At 45.5% G+C, this 16,409-nt stretch carries 16 protein-coding genes and 1 pseudogene; 14 read left to right on the forward strand and 3 right to left on the reverse strand.

All coding sequences use genetic code 11. From position 1 onward, the window contains the following. The first annotated feature begins 4 nt into the window (after nt 1-4). From RCO25_RS07990 to RCO25_RS08015, 6 genes are all read left to right on the forward strand, one after another. Complete coding sequence (locus RCO25_RS07990) at nt 5-1,678, forward strand: type 2 periplasmic-binding domain-containing protein (protein ID WP_308995612.1); 1,674 nt, start codon at nt 5-7, stop codon at nt 1,676-1,678. A 156-nt stretch (nt 1,679-1,834) separates the two neighbouring features. After that, on the forward strand, nt 1,835-3,589 hold the full coding sequence (locus RCO25_RS07995) for a sensor histidine kinase (protein ID WP_308995613.1): 1,755 nt from the start codon (nt 1,835-1,837) through the stop codon (nt 3,587-3,589). Then, nucleotides 3,586-4,878, forward strand: a complete 1,293-nt coding sequence (locus RCO25_RS08000; protein WP_308995614.1) for an ABC transporter substrate-binding protein — start codon at nt 3,586-3,588, stop codon at nt 4,876-4,878. The genes RCO25_RS07995 and RCO25_RS08000 overlap by 4 nt, the downstream gene beginning before the upstream one ends. 12 nt (nt 4,879-4,890) lie before the next feature. After that, complete coding sequence (locus RCO25_RS08005; protein ID WP_308995615.1) at nt 4,891-5,919, forward strand: glycoside hydrolase family 88/105 protein; 1,029 nt, start codon at nt 4,891-4,893, stop codon at nt 5,917-5,919. 54 nt (nt 5,920-5,973) lie between these two features. Next, a complete protein-coding gene (locus RCO25_RS08010; protein WP_308995616.1) occupies nt 5,974-6,633 on the forward strand; it encodes an SGNH/GDSL hydrolase family protein in 660 nt (219 codons plus the stop codon). A gap of 261 nt (nt 6,634-6,894) precedes the next feature. Further along, nucleotides 6,895-8,049, forward strand: a complete 1,155-nt coding sequence (locus tag RCO25_RS08015; protein WP_308995617.1) for a Gfo/Idh/MocA family protein — start codon at nt 6,895-6,897, stop codon at nt 8,047-8,049. 129 nt (nt 8,050-8,178) lie between these two features. On the opposite strand, the gene RCO25_RS08020 is transcribed toward RCO25_RS08015, so the two are convergent. After that, on the reverse strand, nt 8,179-9,063 hold the full coding sequence (locus tag RCO25_RS08020) for a helix-turn-helix domain-containing protein (protein ID WP_308995618.1): 885 nt from the start codon (nt 9,061-9,063) through the stop codon (nt 8,179-8,181). A gap of 700 nt (nt 9,064-9,763) precedes the next feature. On the opposite strand from RCO25_RS08020, the gene RCO25_RS08025 reads away from it, so the two are divergent. After that, nucleotides 9,764-10,102, forward strand: coding sequence for a Gfo/Idh/MocA family oxidoreductase (locus RCO25_RS08025; RefSeq protein ID WP_308995619.1), 339 nt, complete (start codon nt 9,764-9,766; stop codon nt 10,100-10,102). Between the two features lie 16 nt (nt 10,103-10,118). Continuing rightward, the gene (locus RCO25_RS08030) at nt 10,119-10,943 is read left to right on the forward strand and encodes a sugar phosphate isomerase/epimerase family protein (protein WP_308995620.1); all 825 of its coding nucleotides are present in this window, start codon (nt 10,119-10,121) and stop codon (nt 10,941-10,943) included. Nucleotides 10,944-11,049: 106 nt separating this feature from the next. On the opposite strand, the gene RCO25_RS34805 is transcribed toward RCO25_RS08030, so the two are convergent. Together RCO25_RS34805 and RCO25_RS08035 are read right to left on the reverse strand one after the other, a co-directional pair. After that, nucleotides 11,050-11,202, reverse strand: coding sequence for a hypothetical protein (locus tag RCO25_RS34805; protein ID WP_374992078.1), 153 nt, complete (start codon nt 11,200-11,202; stop codon nt 11,050-11,052). Nucleotides 11,203-11,412: 210 nt separating this feature from the next. Next, nucleotides 11,413-11,790: a discoidin domain-containing protein gene (locus RCO25_RS08035; protein WP_308995621.1), complete on the reverse strand. Its 378-nt coding sequence runs from the start codon at nt 11,788-11,790 to the stop codon at nt 11,413-11,415. Between the two features lie 333 nt (nt 11,791-12,123). On the opposite strand from RCO25_RS08035, the gene RCO25_RS08040 reads away from it, so the two are divergent. The 6 genes and pseudogenes from RCO25_RS08040 (at nt 12,124) to RCO25_RS08065 (ending at nt 16,099) form a co-directional block, all read left to right on the forward strand. Continuing rightward, a complete protein-coding gene (locus RCO25_RS08040) occupies nt 12,124-12,624 on the forward strand; it encodes a DinB family protein (protein WP_308995622.1) in 501 nt (166 codons plus the stop codon). Between the two features lie 60 nt (nt 12,625-12,684). Then, nucleotides 12,685-12,867: pseudogene (locus RCO25_RS08045) on the forward strand (VOC family protein); the annotation flags it as partial. A 195-nt stretch (nt 12,868-13,062) separates the two neighbouring features. Next, the gene (locus tag RCO25_RS08050) at nt 13,063-13,575 is read left to right on the forward strand and encodes a GNAT family N-acetyltransferase (RefSeq protein ID WP_308995623.1); all 513 of its coding nucleotides are present in this window, start codon (nt 13,063-13,065) and stop codon (nt 13,573-13,575) included. A gap of 115 nt (nt 13,576-13,690) precedes the next feature. After that, complete coding sequence (locus RCO25_RS08055; protein WP_308995624.1) at nt 13,691-14,089, forward strand: isochorismatase family protein; 399 nt, start codon at nt 13,691-13,693, stop codon at nt 14,087-14,089. Nucleotides 14,090-14,362: 273 nt separating this feature from the next. Further along, nucleotides 14,363-15,043, forward strand: coding sequence for a protein kinase family protein (locus RCO25_RS08060; protein WP_308995625.1), 681 nt, complete (start codon nt 14,363-14,365; stop codon nt 15,041-15,043). Between the two features lie 162 nt (nt 15,044-15,205). After that, a complete protein-coding gene (locus RCO25_RS08065; protein ID WP_308995626.1) occupies nt 15,206-16,099 on the forward strand; it encodes a nicotianamine synthase family protein in 894 nt (297 codons plus the stop codon). The last annotated feature ends 310 nt before the right edge of the window (nt 16,100-16,409 follow it).

A 16,409-nucleotide genomic window follows, 5' to 3' on the forward strand; every position in this document is an offset into this window, starting at 1 on the left:
CACTGTGAAGAAAAAAGCGGGGTTAATTCTTGTGAGCTCCATGCTGCTGATTAGCATCTTGTCGGCTTGCTCGGAGAACAACGGGTCAAACACAGGCAATACCGGCAACACCGGCAATACGCCGGCGGGAACAGAAGCGCCAAAAGGCGAAGAAGCGATATCTGTTATTCCGCTTCCGATTACGAACGAATCGTTCACGATCGATTACTGGCGTGCTAACGACGGCAAGTTAACGGCTTCTTTGCAAAATTTCGGTGAAATGGCCAGCTATAAAAAGAAAGAAGAGCTGACCGGTATCAAAGCGAACTTTACGCATCCGCCGCTTGGACAGCAAAAGGATCAGTTCAACCTGCTGATCGCCACGAAAGATTTGCCGGACGTTATTTACTATAACTGGGCAGATGCTGTCGGCGGACCCGAGAAAATGATCGAAGACGGCCGCATTATCCGCTTGAACGAACTGATCGATCAATATGCGCCTAACCTCAAAAAAATTATCGAATCCGATCCGGACGTGAAGAAGCAAATCGCGCTTGACGACGGCACAATCTACATGTTCCCGCTGCTTAAGCTTGACGCGGTGAAGCTGAACGCGACTTCCGGTCTCGTTATGCGGAAAGACTGGCTCGATAAGCTGAGCCTGAAATCGCCGACAACGATTGGCGAGTGGTACACGGTGTTGAAAGCGTTCAAAGAGAAGGATCCGAACGGCAACGGCAAAGCGGATGAGCTCCCGTTTACCGGAAACTGGGGTCCGGGCAACCTGACGAAGCTGCATGACTTCTCACCGGCATTCGGCGTCATCGGCGGCTTCCAAATGCAAGACGGAAAAGTAGCATATGGTCCGATCCTGCCTGGATACAAAGATTTCCTTGCAGAAATGGCGAAATGGTACCAAGAAGGACTGGTCGATCCTGAAATTATGACGAACGACGGCAAAGCGTTCGACTATAAAGTGACGAATAACTTAGCTGGATCTTACCAAGGCGGTGTATTCAGCGGCATGGGCAAATTTTTTAACCTGATGAGAGACACCGATCCGAACTTCAACCTGACGGGCGTAGCATCTCCGCTTGCGTCGGACGGTAAATCTTACGCAGCGTTTAACCTGAACAATAAAGTATTGACTTACGGCGAAGCGATTACAGCCAGCGCGGACGAAGATAAGCTGAAATATATTGTTCAATGGATGGACTACAACTACAGCCCGGAAGGCAGTGATTTGTTCAATTTCGGTATCGAAGGCGAGAGCTACACGAAAGAAGGCGAAACGTACAAATTTACCGACACGATTACGAAAAACCCGAACGGCCTGACGTACGACCAAGCGCTTGCATCCTACGCGCTTTCGATTATGGACGGTCCGATTAACCAAGACAGCAAATATTTGGACGCGCTGCTGTTTGACCAAGGTCAAAAAGACGCGAACACGGAATGGATGAAGCAGTCCTCAGATCTGACGCTTCCTCCGCTTCGCTTGACGATCGACGAAGCTAGCCAAGTGACTTCTATCATGAGCCAAGTTAATACGTACTTGAACGAAACGATGTCTGCAATCATTAACGGCTCGAAGCCGGTTTCGGAGTATGACAAAATGGTAGAAACGATCAAAGGCATGGGCATTGAAGAAGCGGTTAAGCTTCATCAAGCGGCTTACGAACGTTATATGAGCAAATAATAGGTCGTATAGAGACTGTTTACCGGGGCGGCTAAAAGCCTTGGCAAGCAGTCTCTTCTTCCAGCTTCGATCACGCGAATTTGAATTTAGAGTGCGCAGATTGCTCCTGAATATGTTATATCTAGTATATGAACGTTGCTAAGGAGGCACTCTCTCTTGATCAAAGCCTATCGGAATTTGAGTATAAAGCTGAAAATATTTTTTATCATTGCGTTAATTATGGTCCTAATCATAACGCTTGCGTTCAGCTCGCTCTATTACGCTTATTCGATTTACGATAAGCAGCTGTATGATAAATCGCACAGACTATTGAATTTATCGTCATCTTCGATTGATATGGAGCTTAAGAAACTGGAATCGATGTCATTAAGCATCATTTCGGACACGGTCATTCAACAAAGCTTAAAGGAACTGCTCGTTGACGACTCGGAATATTCCGGTTATATCATCCGCAAAAGAATAACCGATCGTCTATGGGCGCATATTAGCACGTCCGAGAGATATGTGCAGTCGGTTCATTTGGTCGATACGAAGGAAAGGGTAAGCAAATACGGCGGTTCTGTAGAGCTAGTGGGCGAGAAGTATAAGCGTATAAGTGAAATGGCGGCGGCCGGAAAAGGATCCGCGAGCTGGTTGTATCCGGATCGTTCCGATCCGATGCTGATTCTCGTAAGGCAAGTGCGAACTTACGAGCCTCTGACGCTTGAGCCGATCGGTTTCCTCATATTGCGTATTAATATTGAACGGATCGTTGAGGATTACGCGGGCATTGCTTCAGAGAACAGTGATGTGATAGTGAAGTCCGGACAAAGTGTCGTCTATCCATTCCGCAATCTTTCGCCTGAAATTGCTCAAACCGCGCAGCCCTTAAATCAGGCTGACGGTTATGAGATTAAGGATTTGAACGGGGAAGCGGTATTTTTGTCCCAGAAAAAATCATCGTATACGGGCTGGACGTATTACAATGTTGTTCCTTACAATCATATTTTCGAAAAAATCGTTTGGCTTAAAAATACGTTGATTATTGTGTTTACGGCAACGGTTGTCATTGTAATCATAATCGGAATGCTATTCGCCCGAAGCTTAACGAAGCCGATTCGTTTGCTTATCACCCAGATGAAGGAAGTGCAATACGGGGACCTGGATAATATGGGTGTCAGCTTGCACGGCGCAGTTATTCAGCAAATGGACGAGGTTGGACTGCTTCAGCGAACATTCCGGTTAATGATTGCCCGGATTAATACATTAATCAAAGAAAATTACGCGAATCAGCTCATTATTAAGGAAACCGAGTTTAAGGCGCTGCAAGCTCAGATCAATCCGCATTTTCTGTACAATTCGCTTGATTCGATCCATTGGCTGGCGAAGAAAAACGATCAAGGACAAATATCAAGCATGGTCGTGTCGCTCGGATATTTGCTTCGTTCGTCGATCAGCCTGAAACGTAACGTTATTACGATCGCGGAAGAGCTCGAAATCGTACAGCATTACATCACGATCCAAAAGTATCGTTTCCAGCATCGACTCGATTTCCACATGGACGTAGAAGAGCGCTATATGAACGTGCTGATCCCGAAGCTAACGCTTCAGCCTCTATTGGAAAACGCGATTCAATACGGACTCGAGCCGCAGATCGAGCCTTGCACCATTCGCATTTACGCGCAGGAAAGCGGGGACCGGCTTGCCATTATCGTCGAGGATCAGGGTCCCGGCATGGATGAACAGTATTTGCGCAAAGTGCTTAGCGGCGAAGTTGAAACAAGAGGTTCGGGTATCGGTCTTAAGAATATTCAAGATCGGATGAGGCTCGCATTCGGAGAAAGCTACGGCATGCAGCTGGAAAGCACGGTGGGGAGCGGCACAAAAGTAATGGTTATGCTGCCGCTGACTCAGGAGGTACAAGCAGGATGAGAGTGACGATACGGGTATGGATGCTGCTAGGAATGGTTGCGATATTGTTCGGCTGCGGCAAGGCGGAGTCTCATGATCCAGTTCGTTCCGCTGAAGAGAAAATTACGCTTCGGGTGTTCTGGTGGGGCGGAGACTTTAGAAATAACGCGACGATTCAAGCGATCGAAATGTACGAAAAGCAAAATCCGAATGTGAACATTGAGTTCGAATATACTGGCTTTAACGAATATTGGAAGAAGCTTGCTCCATATGCCGCAGGCAACGCGCTGCCTGACATCATGCAGATGGATGTTTCCTATTTGGCGCAATATGGAACTTTGGATTTACTCGAGGACTTAACGCCTTATATTCAGAAGGGATTTATCGACGCAAGTCATATTAGCCACAACAATTTATCGGGAGGCAAGCTTGGCGATCGTTTATTCGGCTTAAACTTGGGCGTCAACGCGCTGTACAGCGTCTATGATCCGGAAGTATTCAAGCTGCATGACATTGCGCCGCCGACCGAGGATTGGACATGGTCCGATTTTGAAGCGATGGGCGAGCAGTTGAAAGGCAAAGGTGTTTATGTCGGAACAGACCTTACGCCTGAGCAATATTTTGCCTACTACCTCAGACAGTACGGACGCACGCTGTTTGCCGCTGACGGCACGAAGCTCGGGTATGAGGATGATGAGTTGTTTGTGGACTATTTTGGCCGGATGCAGAGAATGGCGAAGGATCGTCTCATTTTCTCGCCGGATATATGGTATTCCGATGTTCGGTTATCGGATTCGGATCCGTTTTATACGGGAGGAGCGCTGCTTGGCTGGGGGTATTCCAATCATTTTATTACGACGGTTGAGAAATACGGCAAACCGCTGCAGTTAGCGCCGATTCCCGGTCCGAACAGAAATCAAGGTATGTTTCTGAAACCGGGCATGTTTTTTTCCGTAGCGAAAAACTCGAAGTATAAGGAAGAGGCGGCTAAGTTCATCAGCTTCTTCGTCAACGATCTGGAAGCGAATAAAGTAATGAAGGCGGAACGAGGCGTGCCTGTGTCAGCGAAGGTGAAAGACGATCTGAAGCCTTTCCTGGAACCGGAGCAGCTGCAAGTATTCGAATATGTGGAATGGGTGGAGCAGCACAGCAGCACGATCGATCCGCCGGATCCGGTCGGAACCGGGGAAGTGACGGCGGTGCTTCGCAATCTTTATGATTTGCTGCTGTTCGACAAAATAACGCCGCAATCAGCGGCCGTGGAATTTAGATTGAAAGCGAACGCGATTTTAGCGCGAAATATGAAATAAGGGGATAAAAAAATGAACATTAACGCAAAAGCAAGCGATTTGAAGCAAGTCGTAGGACGCGTGGCGGAGTACACATTCGGCATGGACCTGACATGGGATTGGCCTGGCGGAGTCGCCTACTATGGCGTCGGCCGGGCGTTTGAGGTAACGGGTGAGCAAGCCTATTTGGACCGGATGGTTGCCTGGGTGGATGAATATATCGAAGCGGGACTTCCGGGATGGACGGTCAACACATGCGCGATGGGGCATATGCTGCTCACTTTATACGAGCATACGAAGGATGAGAGGTATGCCGAGCTTATTTTCAGCAAGATCGACTACCTGGAGAATAATGCACTGCGTTTCAGTGACCGGGTGCTTCAGCATACGGTGTCGGCCAAAAACGATTTTCCGGAACAATGCTGGGCGGATACGCTGTTCATGGCGGCGTATTTCATGCTGCGCGCAGGCATCATGTTCGACAAAAAACAACTCGTGGAAGATGCCTTGCATCAATTTTTCTGGCATATCAACTATTTGCAGGACGAGAACGACTCGCTATGGTATCACGGCTACAACCATATCAAGAAGGACCATATGTCCGGCATGTACTGGGCGCGCGCCAATGCTTGGGCGGCCTATACGATGTCCCGCGCGGCAAGGATATTACCGGAAGGTTATCTGTATCCTCCGATGATGCATATATGGAGTTCATTGCGCGATCAATTGGCCGCTATCAAGAAGTTACAGAAGGAAGATGGTCTTTGGGGCACCGTGCTCGATTACCCGGAAGCTTACGGCGAAGTGTCGGCCACGGCGGGCATCGCGGCGGCAATGGTTACCCAAGGCAATCCTCTGCACGGGAAGTATGTGAAGAAGGCGCTTGACGGCTTACTGACGAACATCGCGGACAACGGCCGCGTGCTGAACGTATCGGGCGGTACCGCGGTCATGAACGACATCGCCGGCTACCTCGGCATCGATAGGAAATGGGCCCAAGGTTGGGGGCAGGGGTTGGCGCTCGCGTTCTTGGCTTCTGTCATAGAGAATGAGAAATCCTGATTTCGGAAACAAAGTGAATTGAAACGAGGTACCACATTTAAGGGAGGCTAAACCATGTTGTTGGAACCAAAATCGAAATTGGTCATGATCGGCGACTCCATTACGGATTGCGATCGGGCTAGGCCTTACGGGGAAGGGCTCTTCGGGGCTATCGGCAAAGGCTATGTTTCGCTTGTGGATGCGCTGCTGACGGCAGCATATCCGGAGTGCGGAATTAGGGTTGTGAACATGGGAACAAGCGGCAATACGGTTCGTGATCTGAAGGAGCGCTGGCAGACGGACGTGCTGGATCTGAAGCCGGACTGGCTGTCGATCATGATCGGCATTAACGATGTCTGGCGGCAATATGATCTGCCGGCCCAGACCGAGCAGCATGTCTATATCGACGAATATGAAGAAACGCTGGAGGCGCTTGTAAAGCGTACGAGGCCGCAGCTGCAAGGGCTTGTATTAATGACACCGTTCTATATCGAGCCGAATGAGGCAGATCCAATGCGCAGGACGATGGATCAGTACGGCGAGGTCGTAAAGAAGTTGGCGTTCAAGAATGATGCTCGGTTTGTCGATACCCAGGCAGCATTTAATCAGGTTCTAGCCCATATTTATCCGGGCACGCTCGCCTGGGACCGCGTACACCCGAACATGGGCGGACATGCGGTAATCGCTCGAGCTTTTCTGCAAGCGATCGGATACGACTATAAATGCGGTTTATAATACGCTTTATTGTTTATGGAAAAAACAATTAGAAAACCCTTGCGGCGCAAGGGTTTTTTTGTGCTTGAATTTTCTACCATTTGACTCATTTAAGAACTGCAAGGATGTTGTTGACGAATTGTTGATGGGAATTACATTGTCCATTCATGTCTGAATCTGTATTTCTTCCGCAAAGTAGCGGTATTTTTACGCAATATCAAGACACAATCCTAAGGTTGTTCTTGTTACGATAAAAGCAACAAATTAATTGGAGGTTGTGAGATGCTGAAGGTTGCTATTATCGGCGCAGGGGCAATTTCTACCGCGCATATCGAGTCGTACTTAAAGTTTCCAGGCCGTTGTAAGATCGTGGCAATTAGCGACAGTTATGAAGAAAAAGCATGGGCCCAAATCGAGAAGTTCGGACTTGAGGCTAAAGGTTATAAGGATTATCAAGATTTATTGGCGGAAGATATCGATCTCGTTTCAATCTGCACACCTCCTTATACACATGCTTCTCTGACAGTTGAATTTTTGCAAGCGAATAAGCATGTACTCGTAGAAAAACCGATGGCTTCCTCCTTGGAGGAATGCGATTTAATGAATGATGCTGCCCGCAGAACCAGGAAACTGTTGTCGGTCATTGCGCAGAACCGTTTCAGAGCACCTATGATGAAATTGAAATCAGTTCTCGACAGCAAGCTGATGGGAGAAATCGTACATGTTCAAGTAGACTCCTTCTGGTGGCGGGGGCATTGCTATTATGATTTGTGGTGGAGAGGCACGTGGGAAAAAGAGGGCGGAGGGCCGACACTAAATCATGCGGTGCATCATATCGACGCGATGCTGTGGATGACAGGCAGACCAAATCAAGTACAGGCTTTCATGAGTAACGTATCTCATGACAATGCAGAAGTGGAGGATCTGTCTATCAGCATGCTAAAGTTCGATAACGGGGCATTGGGTCAAATTACGAGTTCCGTCGTCCACCATGGTGAAGAACAGCAGTTAATATTCCAAGGGGCCAAAGCTAGAGTTTCTGTCCCATGGAAAGTAACAGCATCGACGTCGCGCTCGAATGGATTCCCCGAGACCGATACTGATTTGGAGAAGCAGCTCCATGACTATTATGAGAGTTTGCCTGAAGTCGTGCACGAAGGGCATGCCGGACAAATTGACGATGTTCTTACAGCTATTGAAAAGCAAACAGCTCCGTTGATTGATGGAATTAGTGGTAGACAGACTTTAGAGATGATAACAGCTATCTATAAATCGGCAAGCACAGGTCAACTTGTTCAACTGCCGTTACAACCAGAAGATGCCTTTTATTCAAGAGAAGGCATGCAGGCTAATGCAACTCATTTCTTTGAAAAAAGTAAATCTATTGAAAACTTTCAAGCGATTTCGATAACGACCGGTAGCGACTACAAAGCATAGGAGAGAATAGAACCACCATATTAGGAACGGATGGTTACATTGAATTGCGCACGGAGAACGCCATGACCCAAGAGCATGCCTTCAAGGCGGCTGAGCTCAGCTTGATCGCGCAACGAGATGCGATTCGAATTATTTGACATGATCCTGCCATTGCCTTCGGTATTGGTAAGGCGTCGATCCGAAATGTTTTTTGAATAACATGCAAAAGTGAGAACTGTTCGTAATGCCCACTTCCTCAGCAATTCGGGAAACGGCATAATCGCTCGATTGAAGAAGAATGACGGCTTGCTGCATTCGCTTAGCGTATAGATACTCCGATATCGTGCTGCCCGTGCAATCCTTAAATAAGTGTGACAAGTGATAAGGTGAAAGATGCAAATCCTTGCTCAACTTCTCCAGGCGCAATGGTTGCTTGTAATGGCTCTCAAGCCACTCCATGATCTTCTCGGCTTGGTGCAATTGACGTGATTGCTGCTCCATTGATGAATTCGAGCGCCGACTTTCGTAAAGAGGTCTGAAAGAACGGAAAAAAGCGATCAGGAATAGCGAGAACTCCTCGAGATATTGATCCTTGGACAAACTCGCTATCGATTCTTGCAGGCTTAGCAGGATATTCGAGAGCCGCTCCATCTCCTTAGGTTCGTAGTATTGGGGAGACGGAGGCTTTCCTTTGTGAAATTGCTTGAAGAAAGCATGAAGAGCAGGCCAATTCTCAAAGAAAGCTTCATATAGTGAGGGTTCGTAATGAATGACGGAGCGCACGAACGGCGTTTGCTCTCCGATTACGGTTTGAACATGATGCAATTGGAAGGGTTGGAACACGCAGATCATGCCTGGCTTGATCTCGTAGTTCCGCTGATTGACGATCAGCGAGCCCTGGCCTTCATGGACCATCAGGATTTCGACGCCTAGATGGGCATGAAATACGCCTTGGTATTGTTCATCGTAGTTGCTTTTACGTTTATATGCAAAGTACAGAGGTACTTTACGAAGGTCGATTGGAATACGGGTCACTCGGATATCTCCCTTGTACCACTTTTTTAGCATCTATCCATAGTTTAATTGTATTATCCCGAAAAGCAAGATTTCTTTGCTTGGTATAAACATTATCTCATGCCGGAAACGGAGAAATATATCTTGATCAATCTAGTTATATGTTGCGATGTCGGAACTCTCGGGGCGACAAGCCGGTCTTTAGCTCTATGATCCTAAGAACAAACGATTGTCTCCATATGGAAGCAACTTAATCAACAGCTATTGCCATGCTTGGAGTTGTACGCCAACCTACTTCATTCGTAAATATTTCAGCTAAAAGGATTTTTCTTATCTATAATGATCTTAATGATAATGCCAAAAAATAGATAAGAAATCTAGATGAAATGAAATAGAATGATGATTTTTTTGGCGTTATAATCTAAGAAAACTGTACGTTCCTTAACCAGGATCGTACAGTTTTCTTATTCATTTGAGACGGCAAGGACGTTATCCGATATGGGCATTAAAAAGAGAATTACATCGCAGCGTCTATTTCCAAAGCTGGTCATTACCTTCCTCCTAGTTATTCGGGATTCCGAATAGTATTGAAGCAGATGTTCAGATTCAACGGGAAAACGGGCTTGCTGCAGATTATTTCGATGTCACATTGCGGTATAATGATAATCTCAAGGTCATTCTCAAATCTTCCCGTTTTGTGCGGGAACCGGGTCCTTGATATATGCTGCACGGCTCGAAAGGTTCATTCACCAAATATGGGAGCGACCCTCAGGAGCCGGCACTGATTGCTGGTGGCACTCCTGATTCCGTGCGGAATTGGGGAAAAGAAGCAAAGGAGTTCTGGGGTAAGCTAAACGCTTCCATAGGCGGGCTTCATGTCGAGGGCAGAATCGAGACTCTTCCTGGCAATTATGCAGATTTCTATCGGAATGTAAATGAACATATTGCCGGTAATGAGGAGCTCGAGGTAAAGCCGGAAGAAGCAAGAACGGCGGTTTGGTTAATGGAATTGGCGTTAAAGATTCATAAAGAAGGCAGATCAATACCCGTTACATATTAGCGAGAGGGAGATGAATATGTTTCCATTCAAAACGGCATTAAACGCTTCTACTTTATTCCCATTTCAATTGGATGTTGAACAGCAAATTCAGGTGGCAGCTGTGGCGGGTTACGAGGGCATTGAGTTATGGGTAGGCGATATTCAAAACTACATAAAAAAAGGGGGGACCACAGCGCAGCTGCGTTCGAAGATGAATGAATCCGGCATTCGGCTTGTAAATGCCATCGCCTTTTTTAAATGGGCGGATTCGGACGATGATATTCGGGCTCAGGGCTTCATGCAAGCCGAAGAGGAGATGCGCCTTCTTGCGGAGCTTGGCTGCGAGGCCGTCGCTGCTCCTCCATTCGGCAATGTGGAAGACGTAACGCTTGATCAATTTGCGTATTACTTCTCCAAGCTTTCTGATATGGGCCATAAAATCGGGGTTGAACCTTACTTGGAATTTTGGGGCAGGGCAAAGAAACTTTCAACCCTTTCAGAGGCCTATCAGATTTTGGCTAAAAGCGGACTTAAAGATGCGAAACTTTTACTGGATCCTTTTCATATGTATACTGGCGGTAGCGATTTTGAATTATTGAAAGAGATAAACGGATCCCATATTGGAATATTCCATGTGAACGATTATCCTGAGAGTCCGTCCTCTGATGTCATTCAAGATAAGGAAAGAGTGTTTCCGGGGGAAGGCATAGCGCCCTCAGCTAGACTCGCAGAACTTTTATTTGACGCAGGTTACAGAGGTTTCTTGTCCTTGGAACTCTTCCAAGAGAACTATGGACAACGAGATGCATTAGAAGTAGCAGCGTATGGCCTGAAGAAAATGAAATCAGCATACAGCGTATGATTGCTGACATTAAAAAATTATTTTGAGTAACGCTTGAACATCAAAAAAGAACCCCTCCAATCGGCGAGCCTACGCCAATTGAAGGAGTTCTTTTTGTGCTTAGGATCTATTGCTGATATAAATTAATCTCTGCAAAGGACCACCATTGACCGGCGGTGCCCGTTTGGTTGATATTGAAGTATCTTGCATTAACGGTTGCGAACTTGACCCGCTGAACCGGTCCTGTACCGTCGCTGCTCGCTATCGGTGTCCAGTTCACGCCATCGTTCGAGACATAGAGGGTGAAACTTCTTGACAGAGGATCCGAATACGGAGCATTTCTCGCCGCCTGTAACCACTCATCGATTGCGACGCCAGGATTTCCTCCCGTCTCGGTATGCGAAGCAGAAGCCGTCCAACCGGTATGACTAATCTTTGTTCCGGCAGCCGAAGCAGATTCGACACCAAGTACGTTGACTTCAGCAATGGATCACCAATTGGCAGCTGATCCGGTTTGTGTCACGACGCGCTGCCAGTTGGTACCGTCAATCGATAGGTCTACGGCATAACCGCGCGGATAGTCGCCGGTAAAGGAAGCCGCATTTAATGTAACGCTGGAAATGGATTGGATCTTGCCCATATCGACTTGGAACCATTGTCCGTTAGCCTGTGAATAGCCATTCGTCCAGCGAGTAGAGAGACTGCCGTCCAGAGTGTCGCTAGCTGTCGTTCCGCTTCCGGAGGCGGAGCCGGTTGCGCTCCAGCCGGAACGATTTAACAGGGAGGGCGCTGCGTTGTAGACGCGGAACTCGGCAATGGACCACCAGTTAGAAGCTGAGCCTGTCTGAATGAAACGAAACCTCTTCATTTATAAAGCGCTTACAAAGTATAGCTTCATTTGTTGAATTCATTATAAATCGGCTGGTTCGCGCATTATATCTCTCTTTGTTTAGTTCTCTTATCTTTTATTTGCAAGATGGAGAGGAGGCTAATAACTAAATCGAGAATAGGGAGTGCATCGCTTTTTGCCAGAACGCCATAGATGTTGGAGTGCTCTGCAAGATGATCAAAAATCATGATCGAATTCACTGTCAGAAGAAAATAAAGTCTTAGACTTCCTGAATATAGCAATAGAAAAGAAATTACATTATTTGCTGTATGTTAATATGGAGTATATATGCGGATAAGTAGGTGTGGCTAATTGAATTATACCGAGCTAATTGAGTCATACAAAAGCGATTTGCAGCGTTATTCCTTGGATCAGTTAAGGTATGTATTCGAGCTAGGGGTTTGGTCTTTAGGACAAATGTATGATCACTTGATACTAGCTGCGCTCGATTACCTTGACAAAGTGAAAATATGTGCATCTTTAAATGAGGAGCAATCTCAAGGGAAAACGGAGGGCGGTGTGCAATTGTTTGATATCGGCGCATTCCCTCCGATCAAAATCAAATTGCCGGATTTCCCCGGAAATAATCCGAGTAATTCGGAAAGTAAAGAGGACCTATTGAGTGGACTCGACTTAGTACTAAAGAGAATGTCTAAATGTGAAGAGAAACTAAATACGATAAACCCAAATTATAAAGTCAGACATGACGGCTTTGGGTGGCTCAACGCGCGAGAGTGGCACGTTTTGGTAGGTATGCATTTTCGTCATCACCTGCGCCAAAAGGTCGAACTGGAACAAAAGCTTGTGTTTTAATTTAATTTGAATGTGAAGAGGTGTTCGTATGAAGACTTTAGGGTCCATGAATGTTGATGAGAATCTGGATCTCGTTTCCAGTTTACCATTCGTGTGGATGATGTGGGTGCAGTATGTAATGAATTGAATACACGAGGCGTTGCTCTACTTAATGGTCCAGTGGACCGTCCGTGGGGAGTACGCACTGCTACCTTTGCAGATCCGGCAGGACATATCTGGGAGCTTGCGCAGCAATTGACATAGATTTAAAGTTTGTGCATTGAACTAACGAGGAACGATAGTTGAAAACTACTAATGGATGAGCAGACACTGTGGTGGACTGCTCATTTTATTAAGTAAACGGGCAGTAATATTTAGTTATAGCTATAATTGACGTTAATCAACATTTGGCCAACTGGTAAAATAGGTGTAAATGCAATTGAACATTGGGGTGAGATTATGAATAATTGGATTGAAATTCGTCAAATGACAGGATCAGACGTAGAACTTGTTTATAGGGTTTTCACTGAACACGGTATTGGAAAACCTAGGGATTACATCTTGAGATGTTGGGAACAGAACGAAGAAGGAGAAAGAATAACTTTACTAGCCTTTTACCAAGGACAGTTTGCGGGAAGCTTACATCTACTTGCTACATCTCATTATCCTTACTTTGTTGAAAATGGCATACCTGAAATTAATGATTTTAATGTCATTCCTCCAGTTCGAAAGTTAGGAATTGGCAATGCATTAATGGGAGCCGTTGAGAAAATCGCATTTGAGAAATACTGTAGAGTGGGAATTGGTGTTGGACTCTATCAAAGCTATGGTAATGCACAGCGATTATACGCTAAAAGGGGATACATTCCAGATGGCAGGGGAGTGATGTATCAAGCACAACCAGTCAACCCTGGTACCATAGTTTGTGTTGATGACGATTTAAATCTGTATTTTACCAAAAGTAGACCATAACATTAAGCTAACGGGCAGGAGAGCTTAAACACCAGAAGTTAATTAAGCATTACAAAAAAACATAGTTTAATATAATGAGCAATATACTATCAAGACATGGGGTGAGATCAAGATCATGAAAAGTGATATGGCTTTGTTAGTAATTGATGTTCAAAACGGTATGTTTCAGGAAGAATACCCAGTATACGACGGCGATGGTTTACTTGAGCGCATAAGCGGACTTATAAAAAAAGCTAGAGCATATGATACTCCCATTATATATGTCCAACATAATGAAGATGAAGGTTTGGTAACCAATAGTCCAGATTGGAACATACACCCCGTGATAACTCCTGTTGGTGGAGACATCATCATTCAAAAGCATATGCCAGACTCGTTCCATGATACTAATCTCCATTCGGAATTGGTGGCGCTCGGGATTAGAAAAGTTGTTTTGGTTGGGCTTCAAACAGATATGTGTATCGATGATAGAGCACTACAACGATCAATTTCGATCTTTCGCGGAAAATCTTGAATCGTCGAATATTGAATTCAGCTAGGTGACAAAGAATGGATAAAAGCCCTCTCAATGAGGGCTTTTATATTTTTCAAATGGTGGCGGGTAGCGACACCGTAATTTGTGTAGACAACATCTGATTCTGATCCCATGTGACATCTGATGCAAGCGATTTGGAAACAAAACTGATTGGGTCGTACAGATCTGTGCATTGTTGTCCCAGTATGGAATAAAATAAGAATAGGGATCCGTCGGCGAATATAATGCCAAAAAAACAAGGAGAAGATGGTTATGATTTCAGATTGGAAACATGCTGAGGAAGCATTGAGGGATATTGAGGTCGTTGGTCATGAAAACAATAAGCCTGTTTCCGTCATCGGTTTTGCGGAAGCTTTGCGTTGCATCGGCATCGGAACGGATGCCGCGGTCTTTTATTACCCGGACACCCCAAATTACGCTTATAAAGTGTATTCCGCTCAGGCATTAGAGAAAAAGGAAGTTGAAGAAGGTATATACAAACGCTTAAAAGGATCGCAGTATTTCCCCCAATGTTATGGATCCGGACCTAACTATTTGGTTTTAAGTTTTGAACAAGGAGTTACCTTATATGATTGTCTTCTACAAGGTGTCCGTGTTCCAGAGCAAGTGATCCAAGACGTTGAGGAGGCTCGCGAGTTTGTCCGAAGTCAGGGGCTGAACCCAAGGGATATTCATCTAAAAAATGTTCTTTTGCAAGAGGGAAGAGGAAAAGTTCTTGATGTATCGGAATATATCAAGGAAGGAAACGATAGTCGATGGGAACACTTGGTATGGGCATACAAACATTTTTATCCACTGATATGCGAGGTACAGGTACCTTTATGGATATTGGAAACCGTATCGAACTGGTATAACCGGATCGATACGGCAGGTTTTGGAATAGAAGACTTCTCTAAACGAGTGAGTCGGCTTTTCTTTGGGGAACGCAAATGAACGGGGAGAAGATTACCCTTTCATCGATAGAGACAGTGCTGCCAAATAGCTTGCTGAAGATGATTCGCTGGATAACCCGTCCCAACACTCGTCTACATTTTTGACCATTCGAATATATTCGTAGAGAGAAGGCAGATGTAGAATGAAGGAGGAAAGGTGCAAATGGAGAGTTTTTCTACCGCTACTAACATACATACAGGCAGCACGCCAAGCATGCAAAAGGTTGATGACTTTATCGATTTTATCCGTGAAGTAAATGAACTTCTTCAAAAAGAAGAAGATCTTTCTCCTGCCAATCAACGGGCGACGAACATGATTGGGCGCCTTTTAAAGCAATTGCGCTCCTACTACTCGTCCGAGGAAGTCAAGGCCGTTCTAAGCAATGAATATATTGTAATGAACCAGCGAATGTTGCAGGATAAGTTGTCTGAAGCCGAATTCCTTGTAGAACTAGGTGATTCTCGTCACATTTGCAAATCTGAGGGTTCCGTCATGGATATCGTTACAAGGCTGCCTACCTGGAACATATACATGGCCTTAGTTAGTCAGGAACTGTCCACTCTTCGTCGGTTCATTCGACAGGATAGTCACACAGAGAAGTCGCCGATTGTCTTTGTTGGTAGTGGGCCGATGCCGCTAAGTCCTATTATTTTGCATCTATTCGGCGATGTGGAGGTAATCTGTCTGGAAATGGATTCTGTGGCCTATGATGCATCAAGCTCTTTACTCGAGCACATGGGCTTAGGGTCTAAAGTGACTGTCGTAATGGAGAATGGGTCAAATTTCGATTATAGCACTTATAACCGAATCTTTGTGGCTAGTCTCGTGAGAAATAAGCGAGCGGTGCTTGAACAAATTAGTCGTACTTCTCCAGATCCTCTCATAGCTATTCGCACAGCTGAGGGGATGAGGCAAATCATGTACGAAGCGATTGATGAATCGCAGTTGAATAAGCAGGGGTGGCGGATTCTGGGACGAACTTGTCCTGAAGATAATCTGGTCATCAATTCGACTTTGTTTCTAGATCGCTTTACTACTCCTACCATATCGGATTGACTAGGGTCGTGCGAAGCGTTGAAATTAAGCATCATCATTGACAACGAAGAGGTCAGTGATTGACCCCTCATATGAAACTAAAAAACCACTTCCTCTGGAAGTGGTTTTTTAGTTGGTGCTTTCTACAGGGTGTTGAGTCTGGGATTTGCAGACGTATGATAGTATGCAAACTGCTCCTATATAGATTAATTATAATGCAGTAGTTTCATTAATCGTAATTATAACTATTTACGACTACAAACGGATGTGCTAATCTTAATCGTAATGCATACGAAATACATGCGAAGTACATACGAAAAAATGGAGGTAA

It is taken from the genome of Paenibacillus sp. LHD-38 (genome assembly GCF_031157315.1).
Classification (GTDB): Bacteria; Bacillota; Bacilli; order Paenibacillales; family Paenibacillaceae; genus Pristimantibacillus.

Excerpts from the sequence above, each read along its gene's own strand:
- RCO25_RS08000 (WP_308995614.1), top strand. The coding sequence starts at position 3,586 with ATGAGAGTGACGATACGGGTATGGATGCTGCTAGGAATGGTTGCGATA.
- RCO25_RS08005 (WP_308995615.1), top strand. The coding sequence starts at position 4,891 with ATGAACATTAACGCAAAAGCAAGCGATTTGAAGCAAGTCGTAGGACGC.
- RCO25_RS08010 (WP_308995616.1), top strand. The coding sequence starts at position 5,974 with ATGTTGTTGGAACCAAAATCGAAATTGGTCATGATCGGCGACTCCATT.
- RCO25_RS08015 (WP_308995617.1), top strand. The coding sequence starts at position 6,895 with ATGCTGAAGGTTGCTATTATCGGCGCAGGGGCAATTTCTACCGCGCAT.
- RCO25_RS08025 (WP_308995619.1), top strand. The coding sequence starts at position 9,764 with ATGCTGCACGGCTCGAAAGGTTCATTCACCAAATATGGGAGCGACCCT.
- RCO25_RS08030 (WP_308995620.1), top strand. The coding sequence starts at position 10,119 with ATGTTTCCATTCAAAACGGCATTAAACGCTTCTACTTTATTCCCATTT.
- RCO25_RS08035 (WP_308995621.1), bottom strand. The coding sequence starts at position 11,790 with ATGAAGAGGTTTCGTTTCATTCAGACAGGCTCAGCTTCTAACTGGTGG.
- RCO25_RS08050 (WP_308995623.1), top strand. The coding sequence starts at position 13,063 with ATGAATAATTGGATTGAAATTCGTCAAATGACAGGATCAGACGTAGAA.
- RCO25_RS08055 (WP_308995624.1), top strand. The coding sequence starts at position 13,691 with ATGAAAAGTGATATGGCTTTGTTAGTAATTGATGTTCAAAACGGTATG.
- RCO25_RS08060 (WP_308995625.1), top strand. The coding sequence starts at position 14,363 with ATGATTTCAGATTGGAAACATGCTGAGGAAGCATTGAGGGATATTGAG.
- RCO25_RS08065 (WP_308995626.1), top strand. The coding sequence starts at position 15,206 with ATGGAGAGTTTTTCTACCGCTACTAACATACATACAGGCAGCACGCCA.